The following is a 21,744-nucleotide window of genomic DNA, read 5'->3' as shown; positions in this document are numbered from 1 at the left end:
TATAAAAAATCCAGCAAATCATCTTCGCTGGATTTTTTTATCGCAATTCAGTTTATTCTGATGAAACTAATTGCCTTTAAATGCATCTTCCAGTGCCCAAAGTACCTGTGACTTGGTCTGAAAATAGCGGCTAAACAAACTCGATAATGAACCGACAATGCTAATATGGCCAAGTTTCGGGATACTGATCAGCTGACTGTGATTGCCCTTTTCCCGCAATGCGCGATCCAGATCCTGACTATTGAAATGGCCAACGATATTGTCCTTTTCTGCAATAAACAGATAATGCCGGATTGAACTATTTTTCACAAAATAATAAGGCATTACCTGTTGATAAGGGACAGTCTGATCAAAAGCATCGGCACAAATCGGATCATCCTTATAATCAAAATGATAAGGGCCAGCCAGTCCAATCATCGCACGAATTTGACTATAATCAATACTGGCTGACTGCGGATGATACAGTGCAGACATGACATTAAAAGCCCCAGCCGAATGTCCCATCAATACCAGATTTTCAGCACAGATATCTAACTGTTTGGCAGACTGCTGCAAATGCTCCAGCAATAAATGCAGATCATGAATATAAGTCGGAAAAATATGCTGTGGCGCCAGGTGGTAATTCATTACCACCACGTCATAACCTTCTTTAGCAAAGGCCTCACCAATAAACTGATAATCCTTTTTATCACCATGCAGCCAAGCACCGCCATGTACAAAAACAATGAGTGGGCGATGTGGCAAAGGCTGCTGACTCCGAAACAGGTCAAAGCGTTGCCGGGATTTCAAGCCATAGGCCAATTGGGTTTCGACCGTGTAACCCTGTTTCGGGGTCAAACGATTTAAAGCATAACTGCCAAAATCGTATAACCGAAAATCTTGATAATGTTGCTGAAACTGCAGAATACGCTGTGAGAGCTGGGTTTTAAACTGGCCGACCTTATGGTTCATAGGTCGGTTCAACCGTATCAGGATCAATGGCAACCGGCGTCTGTTCAATACCTGGCTGCGCATATGCCGGTGCAGCAAAGTTTTGGTTAGCCAGACTTGAATATTGCTCAACATTATCGATCAAGGTCACAATTTTGGTGACATTACCCACCTGTTGTAGCACCTGATTCAGGTCAGCAATCTCGGCACCATTTAAACGCCCCATTACATACAATACGCCATCTTCAGTATGCACATGCACCTTGCTATCCGCCACCACAGTCGCTTTCATGATCAAGCCACGGGTATTTGCAGTCACTGCAGTATCCTGCATGATGGTGCTATAGCTGATCTGATTGCCTACAGTAATAAAATTATGTACCGCTTTGACATCACTCATGGATTTGACATTGTCTTCAGCCAGTTGCTTTAAATGGGCATCCGGCACCTGACCGGTCAATAAGACATTGCCATGAAAACTTTCAATATTGACCCGGGCCTGCTTAAAGCGCGAATCCAATTTATAAAGATTAATTTTTGCAGTACGGACAATTGAGGAATCAATAAATACCTGCCCCAAGGTACGCGCCCCACTTTCAGTTCCTACAGGAGCCGTACCTGTGCCGCTAGAAATAAAACTGGCACAACCTGATAAACTTGCGACACACAGCATTGTTATTGCAATACGCTTAACCACTCAGCAAGACTCCTTCATTTTATTACGTCTTTTCAATCTAATCATCTTTTCCACGCTCAGATCATGGCAATTCTGCTTGAACTTTACAATGATCTTGAAGCAAATATAAGCATCTTTAGATCTTATTTTGTTTAAAGGTTAATAAACTCTTGATCAAAAGTAAAAGCATTTTCAATCCATGCCAGATCATAAGGGTATAGCGAAAAGTCATGCTGTAGGGTTTTTGCAAATTGCTGTTTAAAATCAAAACAAATCACGTCAAAACGATAGTAATAGTGTGCAAATTGTGGATTTTTCTGAATAAAGCACATGGCTGTCTTGAGCATTTTGCCCTGTTTCGCTCTGGAAACAGACTCGATCGCTTGTGCGTATCCAGTTTGTGCACGTGCTTTGACTTCTACAAAGACCAGCTCCTGATCACGTACCAGAATCAGATCCAGCTCGCCATAGCGACTGTGATAATTGGCTGCCAGGAACTGAAATCCATGGTTTTGCATCAATTGGGCCGCTTGCTGCTCCGCCCATGCACCTAGTTGCTGTCGTAGCATTCCTCTTTCGCTCATAGTAGCTTGACGCCTGTGCCACTATACTGAAAACATTGTGGACTACGCTGAATACTGTGGTCCGTGATTTCAATCCGGCCAGTTCTACCCTGAAATTCAATATGCTGCAAATGCGGTTGTGACAGGTACTGCTGGGTAATCTGCCAGGCATCTCCCCCGAAGGCAATCAGCCGCTGATAGGACATATCCACCGGTTCTTTAGCATAGGCCTGTACAACATCTGGCCAGTCAGCCAGATAAAGTACCGGAACATCACAGAACTTGATCCCTTTCGGGGGTCTATGCTGCTCGCTGATGGCATTGGCCACGGTATACATCCATTTATGGCTTAATTCAGGTATGGCAGCCAGCCCTTCTGCATTGCCGAGGTATAACAGCCCTTGTTTTGGCATTAAAAAAATGGGGGCCTTGTTCACGATCTTGAATTTCAGATCACTTTGACTGAACAATGACATCAGCAACAGTTCATGCTCGGCTTCACTGCCCGGCTGGCGTAAAATCAGCAGCTGTTGAATTCCATCTTTGTGCAATAAGGTTTTTAAGGCAGCGGCATCTTCTTTTTTGGACAGGCTGAATTGCCAGACTTGGGGTGATGACCCTGCTACATCATTCAGGCTGAGGGTACGTACTTTAGGTTTGCTCTTGAGTAGTTGTTCCACATCGCTACGTGCCAATGGACCCACCACCATTTTGGTCTTTTTATTGACATGCTGTTTCAGTAGCTGGGAGATATTTTTCTGATTGGAATTGACCCATTTTAATGGAACTTTCTGCCCGGAAGTAGCATAAGCACTCAGAAAACCCTGTTTGATACTCGATGCAGCTCGCGCCAAAGGCCCGGATTCGGGTAGAATGATCAGCACTTCTGCTTGTACGCTGCTGATGTAGCTGACTAAACACAAGCCCAATATTTTATTTTTAATCTTCCATTTTTTATTATTCAATTTATTCCACATGGAGAAACCTATGAGTGCTCAGTTATTTGTTGTTGCGACTCCAATCGGGCACTTAGATGATATGAGTTATCGTGCACTTCAGGTGTTAAAGTCGGTGAGTCTTATTGCTGCCGAGGATACACGAACTTCAGCACAATTGCTTAAACACTTTAATATTCAAACACCTCTGACCGCTTGCCATGAGCATAATGAAAGCAACAAGATTGATCAGCTGATCCAGCGCCTGCTGAATGGCGAAGATATGGCCCTGATCAGTGATGCTGGCACTCCCCTGATTAGCGACCCTGGCTTTAAATTTGTCCGTGCTGCACAAGCGCATAATATTTGCGTGATTCCTGTACCTGGTGCTTGTGCGGCTATTGCTGCCTTAAGTGCTGTTGGCTTGCCGAGTGACCGCTTCAGCTTTGAAGGTTTTCTGCCATCCAGACAAAGTCAGCGCCTGCTGAATCTGGAAAAACTGAAAGATGAAACCCAGACTTTAATTTTCTATGAAGCACCGCACCGGATTCTGGAGTCCGTTAAAGATATGGCGAGCGTTTTCGGAGCAGATCGCCCGGTCGGTTTTGCGCGAGAAATCACCAAGACTTTTGAAACTATCAAGAAAATGACCTTGGGTGAATTGGTGGAATTCATTAGCAATGATCACAATCAGCAAAAAGGCGAAATTGTTCTGGTGATTGGCGGTGCCACCGAAGAAAAAGATCTGGATCAGGAAAAGCTGGATAAATTATTGAATCGCCTATTACAGGACCTTTCGGTCAAAGCTGCTTCACAACTGGCGGCAGATTTAACCGGAATCAAAAAGAAAGTCGCTTATCAGCGTGCTTTAGAACTGACTTCGGCAAACGACTAATTGCTTTAGATTTTCTATTACGTTTGGATTTGCAAAAAAAAACACCACATTGAATGTGGTGTTTTTTATAAGAAACAAGTTAATCAATAACTTATTCTTTGGCTACTGATTCATCTGCCGGCACTTCAACAATACGACCACCACTGGCAAGGAAAGCCGCAATCTCGTCTTCAAGTGCTTGACGCTTTTTCAGCTTTGCAGTGACGGTCAAGGTTTCAGCTTCTACAAGATCGGTATCACTGACGACCTCTGTGCTATCGACCGCGCCTTTTTCAGCGGCTTTTGCTTCATCATCGTCAACAATTGAATCTTCAACATCGTCATCATAATCATTCATGTCTGTCATTTGCATCTCCCCAAAAATGGCCCTCGCTTGGTATTCCAAGTCAGGTATCGAATTAAGTGAAATTTAGCAATCTCTTCGACCTTCGCCTAGTACCAAACATCAAAAAATCGTATCTTTTTTAAACAAAATCGTTACTCTTTATTGGTGTTTGTTTAAAAAATTTACATTTCTGTCTTAAGCTGCGTAGCGTGTGTCTTTAAGTAAACCCAGACCATTGGCTTGCGCGATAAATGCATCTTTCAACATGGGCTGATTTTCTACCTGTTTCAGGCCGAAATTGCGTGCCCAAACCATCGGGAAGAATAATGTGGTTTCCATCCAACCAATCGCAGACATGCTGTGCATCATGGCATCATTCTGGCCCTTACGGCAATGCTCATAGCGTTTCAGGGTCTGCTCATGTGCCCATACGCCACGCGCCTGATCATGTAGCAAAACATCACAGAGCACGGCAGCATCCAGACAGCCAATATTCACCCCTTGTCCAGCTAAAGGATGAATTACATGTGCAGCATCTCCAATCAGGGCTAAACCGTCTTGAATATACTGTTGGGCAGCACGGGCTTTTAAGGGGAAAGTGGCACGTGGTGTCGCCTCTAAGACTCCACCCAACATATGCTGGCTTTCACGAGTCAAGAGTTGAGTAAATTCAGCATCTGACAACGCTGCATATTCTTCGGCATAATCCTCTGGCAAGGTCCAGACAATTGATTGCCAATGTCCCTGCTCTTCCGGATTAAGGCTGGCCATAGGTAAAAAAGCCAGAGGACCAGTTTCGAGAAAAATCTGACGCGCCATGTACTGATGAGGCTGAATCGTTTTAATCGCACAACTGATGCCTGCCTGTTTATAGTCCAGTACATCAATATCGATGAAAGCTTGCTCACGTACAAAGGAGTTTGCACCATCTGCACCAATGACCAGTTTGGTTTTGAGCTGAGTACCATCTTCCAGATGAATAATCCACACACCGACGCCACGTTCAACACGGCTGACTTTGACTTGTGTTCTATAATCTTGAACATTTTCCAGCATCTTTTGCTGAATGGCCAGATTCAGAATGCTGGGCTCCACCATCGAGCCTAAAGCCTGCTCTACCGATGGTGTTTTTTCTGAAGACTGGCCAAAATTAATTTCACCATAGCCATTTTTATTCCACACCTGCATACCAGTATAAGGCTGCTGGCGTACTAAATTTTCCCAGACACCCACCGTTTTTAACAGGTGAATGGTTGCCTGACTTAAAGCCAAAACACGCGGATTGGCCACACGCAAAGTTTTATCTGCATCCAGAATTGGCGCTGCATCCAGAACTGTAGGCTGCACACCACCTTGAGCTAACAGAAGCGCTGTAAGTCCACCAACCAGCCCACCACCAATAACGACGACGTCTAATATTTCGTTAGTTTGATTTAAGCTCATGCTTTTAACCCCATGGCATAATTTGCAACGAGTGGCTTGATGCCAGGAATCGTATCAAAAGCGATTAAACCTGTATTACGCATCAGCTTTAAAAATGGATTCTGGTTACTAAAGCCACGTACCACTGAATCACAGAACTTGATCACACGCTGCTGGTCACTGAGACGAGATTTTTCATAGTCTTGTAATATTCCAGCATCGCCCAAGTCTGCGCCTTGTACCTGCTGTTCTTTCAGGTAACGCACCAATACATGCGCATCACGCATACACAGGTTAAAACCCTGACCAGCGACGGGATGAATCGTATGGGCAGCATTGCCCATCAATACGACACGGCCAACAGCCTGTTTTTCGGCTAACACTTGAGATAAGGGAAAACTGAACCGTTTTCCGGTTTTCTGGAATTTTCCGGCACGATCGCCATACGTGTCCTGCAAGGCATCCAGAAAATGCTGGTCATTTTCATCCCCCAACCATTCTCCTTCAGTACCTTTTTTCACTGGCCAGACCACTGAACGACGATACTCACCCGGTAGTGGTAAAAGTGCCAAAGGCCCTAAATGGCTGAAACGCTCAAAGCCCACATGAGCATGTGGCTTTGAAGTCTGTACTGTGGTCACAATCGCAACCTGATCATAATCATGTTCTGACGCACCAATACCCAAGGCTTTACGGCAGAAAGAATCCCGCCCATCGGCGGCAATAACCAGTTTGGACTGTAATTTTAGTGACGATTCACCACGCTGAGCTTCGATATAAGCAAAGTCTGTATCTTGGATAAGGGATGTCACTTGAACACCATCAATCAGTTCAATCAATGGCTCTTTTTTGACTTGGGTCAGCAGTACACGACCGAGCCAGGCATTTTCAATGACCTGACCAAAGCTTTCGACTTTTTCCTGTTCGGCTTTCAGTCGAGCCTTACCAAAACTGCCCTGTTCGGTAATATTCACTTCCAGAATTGGGGTAGCATGTTCTTGCAAGGCATTCCAAAGTCCAAGCTCCTGATAGATCTGCACGCTACGGCGTGACAAGGCACTGTTACGTGCATCAAAACTGGAATGATATGGCGCAAGATTTTCATCATCATAATTTGGGTATTTAATGGCTTCCAACAGTTTGACTGCAATATTGATTTTCGCCAACATCAATGCGAGGCTTAAGCCGACCATACCACCACCGACAATGATGACTTCTTGTTGCATGCTTACTTCCTTATCTGTTTATTCGCATCTATGGCGAATTACATAAAACGTATACTGGTTTTATCTTACCTCAAGGCTTTAAATTTTTATAATGATTCGTTTTATTTAGTTTTCTCCATGATGATCCAGCCTATATTGAAAAACCAAGACATCGCGCTTTTCAGTCCCCAACTTCGGCAATACAGTATAGACATTGATCCGTTCAACGATTTCAAACCCTGTCTTTAAAAGCACTTGGTGTGCCTGTATATGTTCTGCATCACAGAAAGTATCTAGTGATTTAAATGTAAGATATTGTCTAAAATACTGAATCACCGCTTTCATCGCCTCAAGCATATAGCCCTGCCCCTGAAATCGAGGACCAAGTCCGAAATGAATTTCAAGGCTGTTATTTTGCTGTTGAATAATCGTTAGTAACCCGATTGCCAGATGACTTTTTCGCTCAGCAATCACCCATGAAAATCCTTTAATCGGTTGCTGCCAATAGCTTAACGCCCATTTCTGCAACATCTGCTGAGTTTGACCGACTGTTGTATGCACCTGTCGTTGTAAGTATTTTGATGCTTCAACGTCGCCACAATACTCTTGGAATAATGAAAATTCATCTCCAACTTTATATGCTCTTAACTCCAACCAAGTTGTCTTTAATTCAGCAACTAAAATATTTATACTCACTTTTATCAACTCGGCATTAAAAAACGGAATGTTATTATTTCATTTGGCACTTATACGATTCGATCGCAAACCCAGTCAAATTGGTATAACTCGATCTACTCGCTTCGCACAATTTTGAATATATATTGCTACTGGTAAATCCTGAATGATAAAATTGTGAATCAAGCCATTTATAAATAAGCTGATAATCACTGTCAGGAGCAGAAGGCCCATTTACAATAGACTTCCGTCATAAATCAAAAAACGTACAATTTATTTGATCTTAAAGTAATCAGCAAAATTATTTAATTCAAGGGATAATCCTTGGATGAAATTCAAAGATATTCAAAAATTATCAGACGTTAAGTTTCGTAGGCTTACCGGTGTTAGTTGGGCTACATTTAACCTCATGTTGGCCGAGCTAAATAAGCAGTTACCTTATCATATTGGTAAAGGACGACCGCATAAATTACCGTTGGAAGATCGTTTGCTCTTATGTATAGAATATTGGAGAGAATATCGAACATTTTTCCATCTTGGTATGAGTTACGGTGTATCTGAAACGAGTGCAATTCGTATCACACGTGTTATTGAAGATACCTTAATCCGTTCTGGAAAATTTAACTTGCCAAAACAACTTCCTAATCGAGATGAAGTGGATTGGGAAGTTGTTGTGATTGATGCAACTGAAATATTAGTTCAACGTCCAAAAAAAACAGAAGAAATGGTATAGCGGTAAAAAAAAGCGACATACTTTTAAATTTCAGCTATCTATGCACTATACAACAGGTGAAATACTGAGTGTCTGTGGAAGTCATGGAAGCATGCATGATTTTAAAATATTTAAAAAAAGCATGAGGAAATTAAAATTTAAGCCCTTTTTTATCGTTGATAAGGGGTATTTAGGGATAAAGAAATTGGGTTTTGGATGCCTCATGCCATCTAAAGCAAAGAAAACTGAAAAACTAGATTCTGAATTAAAAAAGTTAAATAAAGAGATTGGTCGTAGACGAATTCAAGTAGAGCATGTATCTGGAAGGATGAAATGTTTTAAGATTTTATCTTGTGTATATAGAAATCGTCGTAAACGATTAAACCTGCGGTTTAATTTACTTGCTGACATATACAATTTAGATTGGGTGAAAGATAAACAATTAAATTGGTTAAAAAATGATTTATGAAGGAAGTCTAATCACTATTATTTTCTTATTTTGAGAGAGTTTTATAAATATAACTCGATTTTTTAGCTAACAGATATTTTAAAAAAAATTTATCCAACCATGTACAATCTAATCTTATTTGTATGATAGTAATCATTAATCTTTAGCTAAGTGTTGTTGTAGATCTGAGGATGATTCTATTAATAACCTATAAACACCTATATAAAAAACCCCGGAAATATACCGAGGTTTCTTCATCTTCCACACTATTTCTATCCTCTCGGCAAGTTACTCGAAGACATGAATCCTATCTTGCAAGAAACTCGCCCAAGAAGATTAGCTTAACGCACAATATTGGTATGATGATCTGTGTGGTGTACTGTTTTACCCAACTTCGTTCCTGTATAAATCAGGTACAATGCCGACAAACCAACCAATACATAAACAATTCGAGATAAGGCGCTCATATCACCAAAGATTGCAGCGACCAAATTAAAATCGAATGCACCAATTAAACCCCAATTAATGCCACCAATGATTGTTAAAGCATAAGCAATCCAGTCAATCGTATTTAATCTCATAAGTGTTCTCCTGCTGTTATTTAAGTTTATTTAAGGATCAGAGAAAGTATGAGAATCTCAGCCCATTTAATATGTAGCTTTGATGCTAAAAACAGATTTTCTGTGTTGACTTCCTGTCACTTTTTAAGCTGTAAATTTTACTTAGGTTAGTTTTATTTGACTTGTTCGAGATAAACGTAAGCTAAATCACTTTTTGATCGATTCGATATAGCTAGGAATTCTTGTTTAAAACGGCATAGAAATGTCATAAAAAAAGCCGATCTCGCGACCGGCTTTCTGTATTTTTCTTGGATTAGGCAGCGCGCGCTTTCGCCATCAATGCTTCAATCTCTTCTACCGTTTTGACAACTTTCGCAGTTAAAACCAGCGGGCCATTTGCAGTGGCTACCACATCATCTTCAATTCGGATGCCAATTCCACGCCATTTGGCATCCACTGTTTCATCATCAGGCGCGATGTAGAGACCCGGCTCAACGGTCACGACCATGCCCTCTTCATACGAGCGCCATTCACCATCAACCTTATAAGCACCGACATCATGCACATCCATACCGAGCCAATGCCCCGTACCGTGCATGTAGAACTGACGAAAAGCTTCTTTTTCTATAATCTCGTCGATATTACCCTGCATCAAGCCAAGATCGAGCAAACCCTGCACCAAAATAAGCACTGCAACATTGTGAGGTTCTTTATACGAGTTACCAATTTGCACGGCATTGATCGCAGCGATTTGAGCATCCAGTACTACGTTATATAAGGCTTTCTGTTCCGGACTGAATTTACCATTTACCGGAAAGGTACGGGTAATGTCTGAAGCATAGAACTGATATTCAGCTGCAGCATCAATCAGGACTAAATCGCCATCTTTCAGTTCTTTGTCATTTTCTACATAATGCAGGATGCAGGCATTTTCACCGCCACCGACAATACTGTTATAAGCCGGAACACCGCCATTTTTGCCAAAGACATAATTCAGCTCGGCTTCCAGCGCATATTCCATCATACCCGGACGTACTGCTAGCATCGCTTGAGTATGTGCATCAGCAGAAATATCGGAAGCAATCTGCATTAGTTCAATTTCATTTGCATCTTTATGCAGACGCATTTCATCGACAATACGATCCAGCTGAATGACTTGCGCTGGCGCAGAAGTCCCACGACGGCTTTCACCACTTGCAGTCGCAATCCATTTGGCGACACGCGCATCAAACTCTGCATGCTGTCCAATGCGATAAAATAACTGATCTTTATTTTGTAACTTTTCTAAGATTTCTTCATCCAGCAGATCAATCGCATAGGCTTCATCTGCATCATAATCCTGAATAGCCCCGTCAATACCCGCGCGGTAGCCGTTCCAGATTTCCATTTCCCGATTACGTTCACGACAGAACAAACTGTAGCTATAGCCTTCTTCTTCAGTGTCAAAGGTTTCAATCACAGCCACAGCTTCAGGTTCCGCAAATCCAGTTAAATAGAAGAAACTACTGTCGGCGCGGTATTTATAATCTGCATCACGGTTACGCATAGCTACCGGACTGGTCGTGATAATGGCGATACTGCGTAAACCAATTTCCCCAGCGAGGATTGCGCGACGTTCCTCAAAAACTGCCTGTGTCAATTTCTTCATTACACCTTACTTCTTATCGATCAATACTTGTATTTAGAATATAGTCTTGAAATCAGACTATAGATTTCACTGTAACAGCAAAATATATGCCTGATTTCAAGCAGCTGATGGTTCACCTCAGCATTTCATCAGCTTGGACGTTTAGGCGAGAAAATCTCGACCACACTTTGCGCGTCTGTAACAGCGGCTTTAGGCTGATTTTTTTGACTAAATTTCTGTAAGAGTGGTGTTTCTTCAACTTCGACCTTTTTACGCCCTAAAGACAGGCTGACAGGAATCAGACGCACAAATTCGTACAATTCCTGATAGCTTTCTTCACCTTCGGCATCATCGTCCGAGTCTTCAAATTCAACTGCGGCTACATCTTGTAAATGTTCAATCAGTTCAACTTCATCCTGACGGATATGTCCTGAAGCCAGTCCGAAACCTAAGACCACGCCGGCACACCAGTCCGCCAGAGCCTGTACGCGTTCTGAAAGCACATGCTCATCATCAGGCAGCAAAGGTAAATAATCCAGCTCATCTTCAGACAATGCATGGAACACATCTTCAGCTTCGCCCGTCAACAACTCTAATGCTTCGGCATCCAGTTCAGGTACATCCAGTGTTTCTAAAATCTGTAACCACTCTTCACTGCTTGGCGCCTGGGTGACACAAACAATGCCTGTTAGCAAACCATGCAGTTCGCTAGGGCTAGAAATTTCCTCAATTGAAGAAAAATTGCGGTGCCATTCGGTCCAACCTGAAATATCGTCTTGCATTCGTTTATCCAATCTTTATACTGCTTATATATTACCTTTGTTTGCAACACTGTGCGACCTCGATATGTTAGAAGAATTACAGCGTCTACAAGTGCAGATCGGCGTGTTAAAAACGCGACTTGCACGGCTTGAAAGTGAAAATTCCAGTTTGCGCGAAGAGCAAGACTCTTCAATGATGCAACATCAACAGCAAATTGAACAAAAGAACAGCGTGATTGCGCAAAAACAACAAGAAAATGAAAATCTGACAGAACAATTGACGGATTCTCGTGCCCAATTTCAACTGCTCAATAATGATGCAACTGCACTGGCAGACCGTTATGGCCGTCTGGAAAAAAGCTGTACCGATCTAAAAAACCGTTTTCAGGAAATTCTGGCTGAACGCAATGAGCTGCGTGTGGTTAAGGAAAAGATGATCCTTGAACAGCGTCATGCCCAACAGGAAATTCAGCGTCTGACTCAGGAATCTGAACGTTTAACCCAGAAAAATGAAAATGCCAAAGCCAAGGTTGAAGCGATTATTCAACGTCTGGCGATTCTCGGTACTGCGCAGGATCATCACGCACAGGAAATTCAACAACTGGCCCATCCGACTGAAGCGACTGAGGAAGCCTCATCATGAGTGAACAAATTGCAATCGATCTCAGAGTATTGGGGCATAGTTTTCGTTTGGCCTCTACTCCTGACAAGCAGGAAGAATTAGAGCGCGCGGCACAGTTATTGAATGACAAATACGATGAATTTCGTCGTAAAGCACCACGTATGGAACCTAGCAAGCTGATTATTATGGTAGCACTTGAGCTGATGCAGGAAGTCTTGAATATGAACAGATCACTGCAACAATATGCGCATTGCGAGCGTTTGTTACAAACTATTTTAGAAGAAGTTGAAGAACTGACTGAATAATCTCGAATTCTGTTTAAACTTCGGACATTCGACCGAACTGTTTACAGTTCATGAACAGCATAGAGTTGCCACACCGGGATTATTGTTTATAATTAACTTAACTCTGAGGTGTTCGCCAGCGGGTCTATTCCCCTGCCGATACTAACACTTATGGGTGTGTTCTGTATATTTAGAGTGTATGCCCATCTCCGTATGGGAAACCCAGCAAGTATACGTCGCATCCTCCTTGAACTCATCGGGTTCAGGGTAACGACACATGCAGCGGCATCTTCGGAGTACTTCAATTTCGTTTTCAAAATATAATTATAATTTTTCCTGAATTTCCTCTTATTTTAATTTTGTAGTATTTCTCTCGAACATTCCTCTAGATTCATTTTATTGATGTATTCATCATCTGGAATGAAAAAAAATCTTTAGCTATAAAAAAGATAGGGCTTTAATTACTTCCGTCAAAATCAAACAATCTTTCAGTAACTTATTTTCCTATTTTCAGGCTATTTTATCCCGATATAAAGTATGCATGGCCCAGATTGCAGCAGGAATCCAGCCTAAAATCGAAATCTGAAGCATTAAGCATACTGTGGCTTCGGCTGGTCGATGAAGGGTCATAAATAATGACCAAGGGAAAATAAATGCAACAATTGATTTCATTCTTAAAACCCTCTTTTTTTGCAACGTTCTAACTTTTATATCCAGTTTTTATTGGCACTTAAAACTGGCACTTAGATTTAGATATTTTTAATAGGATCAGCAGAATCTCTATACATGCTATTATCACGCTTAAAAATATCCAGAAAGCCTAATTCAGCCAGCTTAAATGAAGCTTAAAAATTATTTAAAATTTGCTGAGCCTTTGCATATTTTCAATCAAAATATTGACGTTTGAATGAAAAGCCTTTGCCTCAAATTTTGTTATGGAACAGGTCTGGATCTGAATAAAGCCTTAAATCCCTAGACCTTTATTTACTTACTGCAGCTGGTGTACTCAAGGGTGATACTCGCCAAATCACATCACCGACATCATCAGCAACCAAAATGGCAGCTGAAGAATCTACCGCCACACCGACCGGTCGCCCATATGCATCGCCCTGATCGCTTAAAAATCCAGTCAAGACATCTTGAGGTGGGTCCATCGGTTGTCCATTTTGAAAGGGAACAAAAATCACTTTATAGCCACTATGCGGTTTGCGGTTCCATGAACCATGCTGGCCAATCAGCGCCCCATTTCGATATTGAGGCATCAGATTTGCTTTATAGAAGGCCAAGCCCAATGATGCAGTATGATTGCCCAATGCATAATCCGGTGGAATTGCTCGCGCAACTAAGGCAGGATTTTGCGGTTTGACCCGGGTATCTACATGTTGGCCATAATAGCTATAGGGCCAGCCATAAAAAGCGCCTTCTTTGACAGAGGTCAGGTAATCAGGAACCAGATCATTGCCGAGCTCATCACGTTCATTCACCACTGTCCAAAGTGTACCGCTCTGGGGTTGCCAATCCATGCCATTCGGATTACGCAGTCCGGTAGCAAAAGGTCGCGCTTGAGCACTGGTGATGTCAAATTCCATGATCAGTGCCCGGCCTTGCTCTTGATCCAGGCCATTTTCAGCGACATTGCTGTTAGAACCCACCGTGATATAGAGTTTGCTGCCGGCAGGATTGGCAATGACATTTTTGGTCCAGTGATGGTTTAAACGACCTGCCGGTAAGTCCAGTACCTTGGTACCAGTTGCTGTAATTTGAGTCGCACCATTCTGATAAGGAAAGCGCATTAAGGCATCAGTATTCGCTACATACAACATATTACCAACTAGCGCCATGCCAAATGGAGAATTGAGATTCTGTAAAAATACGGTTTTTTGTTCAGCCACCCCATCTCCATTGCTATCGCGAAGCAGACTGATACGGTTGGCACTGGGATGCGATGAGCCAGCACGCTGCATTACCCCTTTCATGATTTTGCCTTTGATCCCTTTGCTGTCATCGGGCTTAGGTGGTGCATCGGTTTCGGCCACCAGCACATCACCATTCGGCAATACATATAGCCAGCGCGGATGCTGCAACCCTTTGGCAAATGCCTGAACTTTTAAACCTGTCGCGGGTGTCGGCATTTTACCTTCAGGCCAACCTTTGGCGGGCGCCATATTGACTGTAGGCAGCAAGCTTGATTTTGGTTTGGGCAAATGTGGCTGGGAACCATAACTGTCATTGATAGGCGACTTGGAAGGCATGGTACATCCAGTCATGGTTAGGAGAAGTGCACAGCTGGCACCTGTAAGTAAAAGTTGAATAGGCTGATGAAGCATTTTTATCTCTTGTTATTATCATCCTCAACTTACTTTAAAAAACAATTTGAGATGCCACTAGCGGGTTCTTGTTTTTTCTGGTTATGAATTGGTTATCAATTTTGAGTTAAGTCTGATATTTATCTTGCTATAAAAATAAATTTATCCTGACTAACTTACGCAGGACGGCAGGACAACATTTCCAGAGTAATTTTTTTTACCTCATTACGGCTGTGTCGAATATGAGCCTCTAATATAGAAAGACAAGCGACTGCATCTTGGGCAAGCAGCGCCTTTAAAATTTGTTGATGCTCGGCATAGGTCGCTGTAACCCGATAATCTTTGGAAAAATCTAGACGGCGTATGATCCGAATTTTTTCGCTGATCTCACTGTGAATTTTTGCCATTTCTGCATTGCCGGCTGCAAATACCAAATGACAATGAAATGCTTCATCTTGTGCGGATAGCTGCCTGAGGTCATAGATATATTGTTCTGGTTGAATACACCAGGTTTTAATCAAAACAGCCAAGGCAACCTGCAACTGGTCTTTGGGCATCTGACACAGTTGTTCGACTGCATAACACTCAAGCAAAATCCGCAGATCATACAGTTCTTCATAAGCTTTAAAGTTTAGTGGTCGAACTTGCCAGCCACTTCTAAACTGAACATCCACATAGCCTTCCTGCTGCAGACGATATAAGGCTTGCCGAATGGGGGTACGGCTTACGGCATAGCTTTCAGCAATCTCTGATTCGGTAAACCGCTCTCCCGGCATCAGCTTAAAATCAAAAATATCATTTTTAATTTTCTGGAAAACCAGCTCAGACAGATTGTCTGAGCTTTTTCCTGTCGCTTTAGTGGCTGAATTGCGGACAAGTGTCATAAGTGGAATCCATTACTCCATATAGACCAGTGGCTCACCGCTATGCACGGTCTGACCTGAACGGCAGATAATCGCTTTAACAATACCATCATCGTCAGCATAGACCGGCAATTCCATTTTCATGGCTTCAATGATGGCCACCGTGTCGCCTTTTTTCACAATCTGCCCCGCTTCTACAAAAATCTTCCAGATATTGCCAGTCATAGAGGCGTTGAGAGGGACATACTGGCTATAATCGGTATCATCCTGCAGCACTTCTATTTCTACAGGTGCATCAAAATCGTCTTTCCAGCGTTCCACCTCCGCACTAAAAGCAGCTTGCTGCTGTGCTTTAAAAGCAGCAATACTGTCCTGTTCTGCAGCAAGGAAATCCTGATATGCTGCAAAGTCAAACTTACATTCCTCAATTTTAATTTCTGCCCGACCATGGGCGAAATCAGCACGGAACTGATCCAGTTCGGCCTCAGTGACTTCGTAATATTTGATCTGGTCGAAGAAGCGTAAGAACCATTGCTGATCGCCAAACTGCTTGTTCTTTTTAAACTTGTTCCAGATCGGCACGGTGCGGCCAATCAGTTGATAGCCACCCGGTGAGTCCATGCCGTAAATGCACATATACATGCCACCAATCCCGACTGTACCTTCAGCAGTAAAGGTACGCGCGGGGTTATATTTCGAGCTGAGCAAACGGTGGCGCGGATCAATGGGCACTGCACAAGGTGCGGTCAGATACACATCTCCTAGCCCCAAAACCAGATAATTGGCATCAAAAATAATGTCTTTAACTTGCTGACGAGTGTTTAGACCATTAATTCGCTGAATAAAATCGACATTATTCGGTAGCCATGGGGCCTTGGCACAGACACTTTCCTGATAACGCTCAACCGCACCCAGAGTCGCTGAGTCCTCAAAGGCCATAGGCAAATGGATAATTCTTGAAGGAATTTTAATGTCACGCAGATCGCCCATCTGTTCTTCAAGACCAAGCAGGAAGTGAATCAGTTGCTGCTGGCTACATTGCAGACCATCATATTTAATCTGCAAGGATCGCACACCAGGTGACAATTCCAGGATACCCTCAAGATCAGCTTTACGGATCAGTTGCATTAATCGGTGTACGCGCAGGCGCAGGGCCAAATCCAGTACGTTGTCACCATATTCCAGCAAGATATAACTGTCACCTGCCTGACGATATACAGCTTTTGGTGCATCTGGCGTAGCTTCACGCAATGCCAGGATACTTTCTGCCTGAACTGCCACGATTTCAGCCTCATGGGTCATCTCTGCCTTGGCAAAGTTTTGGAGGGTTTGAATTTGCTGCCGCTCCAGCGCATTGGCCTGTTCTACCGAGATTGGATAGAAGCTAATCGTGTCATCGGCTTTTAGTTGACCAATTTTCCAGAGTTCAGCTTTGGCAATGGTCACCGGACAAACGAAACCGCCCAGGCTCGGACCATCTTTGGCAAGAATTACGGGGAAATCACCGGTAAAGTTGATTGCACCAATGGCATATTCACAGTCATGTACATTGGATGGATGCAGACCCGCTTCACCGCCATTTTCACGCGCCCAGCTTGGCGTCGGTCCGGTTAAACGGATACCCAACCGGTTCGAGTTAAAATGCACTTTCCAGCTTGATGCAAAAAACTCCTCAATATATTCAGCTTTAAAGAAATCAGGAGCGCCATGCGGGCCATAGAGCACACCAATTTTCCATTCCTTGCCATAACTTGGAATCAGAGCTGTTGCCAAAGCTTCAGGTTCTGCAATCGCTAAAGGTAGACCATCGGCCGGCAGCTCAGGATTCACCATCTTAATCATGTCACCAGCCCGTAACACTCGGCCTGCATGTCCACCAAAATTACCTAAAGCAAAGGTAGAACGGCTACCCAGATATTCCGGCACATTCAGACCATTTCGTACAGCCAGGTAGGTCCGGCATCCAGATTCAACCTGTCCAATTTTTAGGGTTTGGCCTGCTTTTACCTGAATAGGCTGCCAGAAATTTACTGCTTCATCATCCAGACTTACCGGACAAGGTGCGCCAGTTAAAGCAATGATATTTTCTGCATGAAATTTGAGGATTGGACCTTGCAGGGTAAATTCAAACCCGGCGGCGGCCTCGACATTCCCAACAATTTTATTGGCCAGCCGGAAGGCATAATCATCCATTGGGCCTGAAGGCGGTACACCAATATCCCAATACCCGACACGACCCGGATAATCCTGAATCGAACTTTGTGTACCCGGCTGAATCACCTCAATCACATTCGGCACATATTTGAAATCATCCAGCATGCGTGTCCAGATCTGCATCTGTTCAAAACGTGGATCTGAAATAACAGTATGCACATAATCCAGATTGGTACTAATACCATTCAGGCGAGTTTCAGCTAAAGCTGATTTAAGCGTATGAATGGCAGTATCACGATCTTCAGCATGCACAATAATCTTGGCAATCATCGGGTCAAAGTATTGGGAAATTTCAGTTCCGGTACTCACCCAGGTATCAACCCGGACATTTTCCGGAAAAAAGACATCGGTCAAAATCCCTGGACTCGGCTGGAAATTTTTCACTGGATCTTCGGCATAGATGCGTACTTCAATCGCTGCACCTTGAGGCTGAATACTGCTTAGATGCTTCCAATCCAGAGTATCACCTGCTGCAACTTTCAACATGCATTCAATCAGGTCTAAACCGGTCACCATTTCAGTCACCGGATGCTCCACCTGCAAACGGGTATTCACTTCAAGGAAATAAAACTCGTCACGTGCTGCATCGTAAATAAACTCAACCGTACCGGCACTGCGATATTTCACCGATTGCCCTAACTCAACTGCCGCCTGATGCAGTTTTTGCCGCGTCGCTTCAGGTAAATGGGCAGCCGGCGTTTCTTCTACGACTTTCTGATTACGGCGCTGTAGTGAACAGTCGCGTTCCCCCAAAGCCGCGACCTGTCCCTGTCCATCTCCAAAAATCTGAACTTCGACATGACGGGCCCGATCGATAAAGCACTCTAAAAATACTCCGGCATCTTTAAAGAACTGTTCGCCCAGACGTTTTACACTTTCATAAGCCTCCCGAAGTGCGTCTGCATCATCACAACGGGTCAAGCCAATTCCGCCACCGCCTGCTGTGCTTTTAAGCATAACCGGATAGCCAATTTTTTCAGCTTCAGTTAAGGCTTCATCCAGACTATTTAGCAGACCTGTACCAGGAGTCATGGGTACATTGGCAGCTGCAGCAAGTTCACGGGCACGATGTTTTAAACCAAACTCCAGAATCTGTTGAGCTGTTGGCCCCATAAAGGCAATATTATTTTCTTCGCAGGCACGGGCAAAGTCAGCACTTTCTGACAGAAAACCATAACCTGGGAAAATTGCTTCGGCCCCGGTATTTTTGGCTGCAGCAATCAATTTTTCGATACTCAAATAGGTATCGCCAGGTTTGGTCCCTTCTAAGGACACTGCAATATCTGCATCAATCACATGCTGTGCATAACGATCTGTTTCTGAATAAACGGCGACACTGGTTACACCCATTTTTTTTAATGTGCGAATGGCGCGAACAGCAATTTCGCCGCGGTTTGCAATCAATACAGTCTTAAACATATGAATCCTCTGTTATTTTATCTATTTTCTGAATCTGCCGAATTGATCTATTTTTTTTGATTAAGCTGCTGCATATAAGCCTACCGCCGTCACTGATCTCTGGCAGCCTCTGATACATACAGTCCGAAATACAGTTTTTTGAATACATCAATTTTTGTTTGAATAAGATATGCAGCAGTCCTAACCGAAATCCAGGCAGGTTCATTCCCCTCAAGTCGGGCAATGAATTGAGCCAAGTTATTAAGTGGAAGCATTTTTTGCTGATCGGCATCGCGGCATGCTGGGACTGTCCAGCCGATCATTTTCTGATGAAGCATTCTGTATCCAATCTTGTATCCAAGTTTGAATACAGTTATGCAGAACTTATGCCAGTTTAATTTTTACTTTATTTTCAATGTTTTAATAAAATTTAAGATGTATAAATTAGGGAGAATTTCATTGAATGGTTGTTTTTGGTTCAGCCTGTTTTCAATTCAGTGCAAAAATTATTCTGGAACTCATATTGCATGATCTGCATCATTTCAGCTTTTGCAATGCTCATATAAAAGCCCATCTTTCGATGAGCTTCTAAGTAAACTATTCTATTTATAGCTTAGGACAGTCATAAAAATTGAGTGTATTAAATACCTGAATTGAAAGGTTGAATCAGCGTGCATTTGTCATTGCGGTAATTCATTACTTCACAGGAATCATTAAGTGCTGATAAGGCGTCCCAGACCACATGACATAAGGCACAGCGGTATCCGGTTGCGTATGTTTAGGATACATATCATAGAAACGAGCTTCAGCACCAACGATCATGACATGGGGACCCGTTTTGACCAAATGATTGCCCGCAGTAGGCTTCTTGGCATAGGGATCGACATTACTGGCATCCGTACCACCTGCCAGCATATACATGAAGCCTACTTTTCCAACTGTGGGCTGTTTATTCCCCATCCAGGCTTCTGCCCATTCTAGAGCGGCCTGATCCATACACATTGGGTCTGGACCTGGAGTGGTCAGATTATCAGGCATACAGGTAAAACCATTATTGCCCTTGCGCAAGGTACGTATTTTGCCATCTGCACCGACAGCGACAATCGTGGCTGCAGCGGCTACTTTCTTAGGTGCAGCAGTCATGGCACTTGCAATGGCTTTCTTATCGGCAGCAGATGAAGCTGCGCCTGAGCTGGCTTTGCCCGACATGGGCGGTTCAACGGCTAAAGCGGCAGGTGCAGACAGCGCGACCCATCCCGCCATAAGCAGTAATTGAGGAAAATTCATGGCACATTCTCCTTGAATCATCATGAAGAAATTGGATTTAGGTTCAGATCAAGTTGGATTAATCTGTAATTTTTGTAACGTATCCTTATAGAGTTGAGGGATAATTTGAGTTGATCAAAAGAAAGGAGAAGATTTAACTATTGCAGTGAAATTGCGCTACACAGCAATATCAACTGCAATGAAAGACAATATCTTTGGCGCTTAACCACGAAATGCTGCTTCGATCACGGAGATGTCAATTTTCTTCATGGTCATCATCGCATTAAATGCGCGCTTGGCCGCAGCACGGTCAGGACTGTTACAGGCGTTGATGAGGACCATTGGCGTAATCTGCCAGGAAATACCCCACTTGTCTTTACACCATCCACACTCGCTTTCCTGACCGCCATTGCCAACAATGGCATTCCAGTATCGGTCTGTTTCTTCTTGGTCTTCAGTCGCCACCTGAAATGAAAATGCTTCATTATGCTGAAAACCAGGACCACCGTTCAACCCGATGCAGGCAACGCCCATTACTGTAAATTCGACCGTAATGACATCACCTTCTTTCCCAGAGGGATAATCTCCAGGGGCAAGGTTGATCGCGCCAACTGAGGAGCCTGGAAAGGTTTCTGCATAAAATCGTGCTGCACCTTCGGCATCGTCATCGTACCAAAGGCAGACGGTATTCTTCGCAATATTCATCATCTTCAATCTCCATTGATTTAGGTCTTACGCGTTCTGCCTAAGTCCAATGTGTCCCATATATCGGTCGAGAATAGTTATATGATCCCTTGTCTATCTTTCACCAAAAACAGAATAAACCTACTTTAGAATTGTATTTTTATTGATCGAAAGCTGTTTCAAAGTGCTTAAACTCATGCATTTCCAGAGTTTGTCACTGAACAATTGATTGCTTGGAAAATCGTGAATCAAAAAAAATAAATTGACCGTTTCAACACATTTTAACAACCAGTGATGCAACTGTTTTTTAACTTTGAAACTGGTGACAAATTAGCTAAATTTAAATCAGCAGATACGGAATAATATAAAATTG

At 43.1% G+C, this 21,744-nt stretch carries 22 protein-coding genes, 1 other RNA gene and 1 pseudogene; 6 read left to right on the top strand and 18 right to left on the bottom strand.

Going from position 1 to position 21,744, the window contains the following annotated elements; translation table 11 throughout:
- Nucleotides 1–66 precede the first annotated feature (66 nt).
- The 4 genes from FTV08_RS03070 to FTV08_RS03055 all read right to left on the bottom strand — a co-directional run bounded on the left by FTV08_RS03070 (nucleotide 67) and on the right by FTV08_RS03055 (nucleotide 3,146).
- Complete coding sequence (locus FTV08_RS03070) at nucleotides 67–951, bottom strand: alpha/beta hydrolase (protein WP_180086633.1); 885 nt, start codon at nucleotides 949–951, stop codon at nucleotides 67–69.
- Nucleotides 941–1,627, bottom strand: coding sequence for a BON domain-containing protein (locus FTV08_RS03065; RefSeq protein ID WP_004279522.1), 687 nt, complete (start codon nucleotides 1,625–1,627; stop codon nucleotides 941–943). Before FTV08_RS03065 ends, FTV08_RS03070 begins: the two co-directional genes overlap by 11 nt.
- A 131-nt stretch (nucleotides 1,628–1,758) precedes the next feature.
- A complete protein-coding gene (locus FTV08_RS03060; RefSeq protein ID WP_180086747.1) occupies nucleotides 1,759–2,175 on the bottom strand; it encodes a YraN family protein in 417 nt (138 codons plus the stop codon).
- Between the two features lie 11 nt (nucleotides 2,176–2,186).
- Nucleotides 2,187–3,146 carry a penicillin-binding protein activator gene (locus FTV08_RS03055; protein ID WP_180086631.1) on the bottom strand — a complete coding sequence of 320 codons (960 nt, stop codon included), beginning with the start codon at nucleotides 3,144–3,146 and terminating at the stop codon, nucleotides 2,187–2,189.
- Nucleotides 3,147–3,156: 10 nt separating this feature from the next.
- Here FTV08_RS03055 and rsmI point away from each other — a divergent pair, with 10 nt between their 5' ends.
- Nucleotides 3,157–3,999 (top strand): 16S rRNA (cytidine(1402)-2'-O)-methyltransferase, encoded by an 843-nt coding sequence (gene rsmI / locus FTV08_RS03050; RefSeq protein WP_180086629.1) that lies wholly within the window; start codon nucleotides 3,157–3,159, stop codon nucleotides 3,997–3,999.
- 91 nt (nucleotides 4,000–4,090) lie between these two features.
- Here the strand turns inward: rsmI and FTV08_RS03045 are convergent, their stop codons facing one another.
- The 4 genes from FTV08_RS03045 to FTV08_RS03030 form a co-directional block, all read right to left on the bottom strand.
- The gene (locus FTV08_RS03045) at nucleotides 4,091–4,345 is read right to left on the bottom strand and encodes a hypothetical protein (RefSeq protein ID WP_004646359.1); all 255 of its coding nucleotides are present in this window, start codon (nucleotides 4,343–4,345) and stop codon (nucleotides 4,091–4,093) included.
- A gap of 174 nt (nucleotides 4,346–4,519) precedes the next feature.
- Nucleotides 4,520–5,767, bottom strand: coding sequence for an FAD-dependent monooxygenase (locus tag FTV08_RS03040; protein WP_180086628.1), 1,248 nt, complete (start codon nucleotides 5,765–5,767; stop codon nucleotides 4,520–4,522).
- The gene (gene ubiH / locus FTV08_RS03035) at nucleotides 5,764–6,972 is read right to left on the bottom strand and encodes a 2-octaprenyl-6-methoxyphenyl hydroxylase (protein ID WP_180086626.1); all 1,209 of its coding nucleotides are present in this window, start codon (nucleotides 6,970–6,972) and stop codon (nucleotides 5,764–5,766) included. Before ubiH ends, FTV08_RS03040 begins: the two co-directional genes overlap by 4 nt.
- Before the next feature lie 105 nt (nucleotides 6,973–7,077).
- Nucleotides 7,078–7,647, bottom strand: a complete 570-nt coding sequence (locus FTV08_RS03030) for a GNAT family N-acetyltransferase (RefSeq protein ID WP_180086624.1) — start codon at nucleotides 7,645–7,647, stop codon at nucleotides 7,078–7,080.
- Nucleotides 7,648–7,954: 307 nt separating this feature from the next.
- Here FTV08_RS03030 and FTV08_RS03025 point away from each other — a divergent pair, with 307 nt between their 5' ends.
- Entirely contained in the window at nucleotides 7,955–8,359 is a 405-nt protein-coding gene (locus FTV08_RS03025; RefSeq protein WP_180056209.1) for a transposase family protein, read from the top strand.
- 37 nt (nucleotides 8,360–8,396) lie between these two features.
- Nucleotides 8,397–8,807 (top strand): annotated as a pseudogene (locus FTV08_RS03020) (transposase family protein); the annotation flags it as partial.
- Nucleotides 8,808–9,127: 320 nt separating this feature from the next.
- On the opposite strand, the gene FTV08_RS03015 reads toward FTV08_RS03020, so the two are convergent.
- From FTV08_RS03015 to FTV08_RS03005, 3 genes are all read right to left on the bottom strand, one after another.
- Complete coding sequence (locus tag FTV08_RS03015; RefSeq protein WP_004279510.1) at nucleotides 9,128–9,367, bottom strand: DUF378 domain-containing protein; 240 nt, start codon at nucleotides 9,365–9,367, stop codon at nucleotides 9,128–9,130.
- Nucleotides 9,368–9,659: 292 nt separating this feature from the next.
- Nucleotides 9,660–10,994, bottom strand: coding sequence for a Xaa-Pro aminopeptidase (pepP, locus tag FTV08_RS03010; protein ID WP_114541611.1), 1,335 nt, complete (start codon nucleotides 10,992–10,994; stop codon nucleotides 9,660–9,662).
- 128 nt (nucleotides 10,995–11,122) lie between these two features.
- On the bottom strand, nucleotides 11,123–11,755 hold the full coding sequence (locus tag FTV08_RS03005) for a UPF0149 family protein (protein WP_180086622.1): 633 nt from the start codon (nucleotides 11,753–11,755) through the stop codon (nucleotides 11,123–11,125).
- Between the two features lie 64 nt (nucleotides 11,756–11,819).
- Here FTV08_RS03005 and FTV08_RS03000 point away from each other — a divergent pair, with 64 nt between their 5' ends.
- The 3 genes from FTV08_RS03000 (at nucleotide 11,820) to ssrS (ending at nucleotide 12,942) form a co-directional block, all read left to right on the top strand.
- Entirely contained in the window at nucleotides 11,820–12,377 is a 558-nt protein-coding gene (locus tag FTV08_RS03000) for a hypothetical protein (protein WP_004279506.1), read from the top strand.
- Complete coding sequence (locus FTV08_RS02995) at nucleotides 12,374–12,661, top strand: cell division protein ZapA (RefSeq protein ID WP_004279505.1); 288 nt, start codon at nucleotides 12,374–12,376, stop codon at nucleotides 12,659–12,661. Before FTV08_RS03000 ends, FTV08_RS02995 begins: the two co-directional genes overlap by 4 nt.
- Before the next feature lie 97 nt (nucleotides 12,662–12,758).
- Nucleotides 12,759–12,942, top strand: a non-coding RNA gene (gene ssrS, locus FTV08_RS02990) — 6S RNA.
- Between the two features lie 208 nt (nucleotides 12,943–13,150).
- Here ssrS and FTV08_RS02985 read toward each other — a convergent pair.
- The 7 genes from FTV08_RS02985 to FTV08_RS02955 all read right to left on the bottom strand — a co-directional run bounded on the left by FTV08_RS02985 (nucleotide 13,151) and on the right by FTV08_RS02955 (nucleotide 21,392).
- Complete coding sequence (locus tag FTV08_RS02985; RefSeq protein ID WP_005267030.1) at nucleotides 13,151–13,312, bottom strand: YqaE/Pmp3 family membrane protein; 162 nt, start codon at nucleotides 13,310–13,312, stop codon at nucleotides 13,151–13,153.
- Nucleotides 13,313–13,620: 308 nt separating this feature from the next.
- Nucleotides 13,621–14,907, bottom strand: a complete 1,287-nt coding sequence (locus FTV08_RS02980) for a sorbosone dehydrogenase family protein (protein WP_257221152.1) — start codon at nucleotides 14,905–14,907, stop codon at nucleotides 13,621–13,623.
- A gap of 215 nt (nucleotides 14,908–15,122) precedes the next feature.
- Nucleotides 15,123–15,830, bottom strand: a complete 708-nt coding sequence (locus tag FTV08_RS02975) for a GntR family transcriptional regulator (RefSeq protein WP_180086617.1) — start codon at nucleotides 15,828–15,830, stop codon at nucleotides 15,123–15,125.
- Between the two features lie 12 nt (nucleotides 15,831–15,842).
- Complete coding sequence (uca, locus tag FTV08_RS02970) at nucleotides 15,843–19,442, bottom strand: urea carboxylase (RefSeq protein ID WP_180086614.1); 3,600 nt, start codon at nucleotides 19,440–19,442, stop codon at nucleotides 15,843–15,845.
- Nucleotides 19,443–19,531: 89 nt separating this feature from the next.
- The gene (locus FTV08_RS02965) at nucleotides 19,532–19,759 is read right to left on the bottom strand and encodes a hypothetical protein (RefSeq protein WP_129716794.1); all 228 of its coding nucleotides are present in this window, start codon (nucleotides 19,757–19,759) and stop codon (nucleotides 19,532–19,534) included.
- A gap of 358 nt (nucleotides 19,760–20,117) precedes the next feature.
- Nucleotides 20,118–20,708 (bottom strand): hypothetical protein, encoded by a 591-nt coding sequence (locus tag FTV08_RS02960; RefSeq protein ID WP_180086613.1) that lies wholly within the window; start codon nucleotides 20,706–20,708, stop codon nucleotides 20,118–20,120.
- A 201-nt stretch (nucleotides 20,709–20,909) separates the two neighbouring features.
- Nucleotides 20,910–21,392, bottom strand: a complete 483-nt coding sequence (locus FTV08_RS02955; RefSeq protein ID WP_180086745.1) for a VOC family protein — start codon at nucleotides 21,390–21,392, stop codon at nucleotides 20,910–20,912.
- Nucleotides 21,393–21,744 lie beyond the last annotated feature (352 nt).

This window comes from Acinetobacter sp. YH12226 (assembly GCF_013417805.1).
Lineage (GTDB): Bacteria > Pseudomonadota > Gammaproteobacteria > Pseudomonadales > Moraxellaceae > Acinetobacter.
This window is presented reverse-complemented; position numbering and strand designations above follow the sequence as displayed.

Excerpts from the sequence above, each read along its gene's own strand:
- FTV08_RS02955 (WP_180086745.1), bottom strand. The coding sequence starts at position 21,392 with ATGAATATTGCGAAGAATACCGTCTGCCTTTGGTACGATGACGATGCC.
- FTV08_RS03055 (WP_180086631.1), bottom strand. The coding sequence starts at position 3,146 with ATGTGGAATAAATTGAATAATAAAAAATGGAAGATTAAAAATAAAATA.
- FTV08_RS03070 (WP_180086633.1), bottom strand. The coding sequence starts at position 951 with ATGAACCATAAGGTCGGCCAGTTTAAAACCCAGCTCTCACAGCGTATT.
- FTV08_RS03000 (WP_004279506.1), top strand. The coding sequence starts at position 11,820 with ATGTTAGAAGAATTACAGCGTCTACAAGTGCAGATCGGCGTGTTAAAA.
- FTV08_RS03025 (WP_180056209.1), top strand. The coding sequence starts at position 7,955 with ATGAAATTCAAAGATATTCAAAAATTATCAGACGTTAAGTTTCGTAGG.
- pepP (WP_114541611.1), bottom strand. The coding sequence starts at position 10,994 with ATGAAGAAATTGACACAGGCAGTTTTTGAGGAACGTCGCGCAATCCTC.
- FTV08_RS03040 (WP_180086628.1), bottom strand. The coding sequence starts at position 5,767 with ATGAGCTTAAATCAAACTAACGAAATATTAGACGTCGTCGTTATTGGT.
- FTV08_RS02985 (WP_005267030.1), bottom strand. The coding sequence starts at position 13,312 with ATGAAATCAATTGTTGCATTTATTTTCCCTTGGTCATTATTTATGACC.
- FTV08_RS03015 (WP_004279510.1), bottom strand. The coding sequence starts at position 9,367 with ATGAGATTAAATACGATTGACTGGATTGCTTATGCTTTAACAATCATT.
- ubiH (WP_180086626.1), bottom strand. The coding sequence starts at position 6,972 with ATGCAACAAGAAGTCATCATTGTCGGTGGTGGTATGGTCGGCTTAAGC.
- FTV08_RS02960 (WP_180086613.1), bottom strand. The coding sequence starts at position 20,708 with ATGAATTTTCCTCAATTACTGCTTATGGCGGGATGGGTCGCGCTGTCT.
- FTV08_RS03005 (WP_180086622.1), bottom strand. The coding sequence starts at position 11,755 with ATGCAAGACGATATTTCAGGTTGGACCGAATGGCACCGCAATTTTTCT.
- FTV08_RS03045 (WP_004646359.1), bottom strand. The coding sequence starts at position 4,345 with ATGACAGACATGAATGATTATGATGACGATGTTGAAGATTCAATTGTT.
- FTV08_RS02980 (WP_257221152.1), bottom strand. The coding sequence starts at position 14,907 with ATGACTGGATGTACCATGCCTTCCAAGTCGCCTATCAATGACAGTTAT.
- uca (WP_180086614.1), bottom strand. The coding sequence starts at position 19,442 with ATGTTTAAGACTGTATTGATTGCAAACCGCGGCGAAATTGCTGTTCGC.
- rsmI (WP_180086629.1), top strand. The coding sequence starts at position 3,157 with ATGAGTGCTCAGTTATTTGTTGTTGCGACTCCAATCGGGCACTTAGAT.
- FTV08_RS02965 (WP_129716794.1), bottom strand. The coding sequence starts at position 19,759 with ATGCTTCATCAGAAAATGATCGGCTGGACAGTCCCAGCATGCCGCGAT.
- FTV08_RS02975 (WP_180086617.1), bottom strand. The coding sequence starts at position 15,830 with ATGACACTTGTCCGCAATTCAGCCACTAAAGCGACAGGAAAAAGCTCA.
- FTV08_RS02995 (WP_004279505.1), top strand. The coding sequence starts at position 12,374 with ATGAGTGAACAAATTGCAATCGATCTCAGAGTATTGGGGCATAGTTTT.
- FTV08_RS03060 (WP_180086747.1), bottom strand. The coding sequence starts at position 2,175 with ATGCTACGACAGCAACTAGGTGCATGGGCGGAGCAGCAAGCGGCCCAA.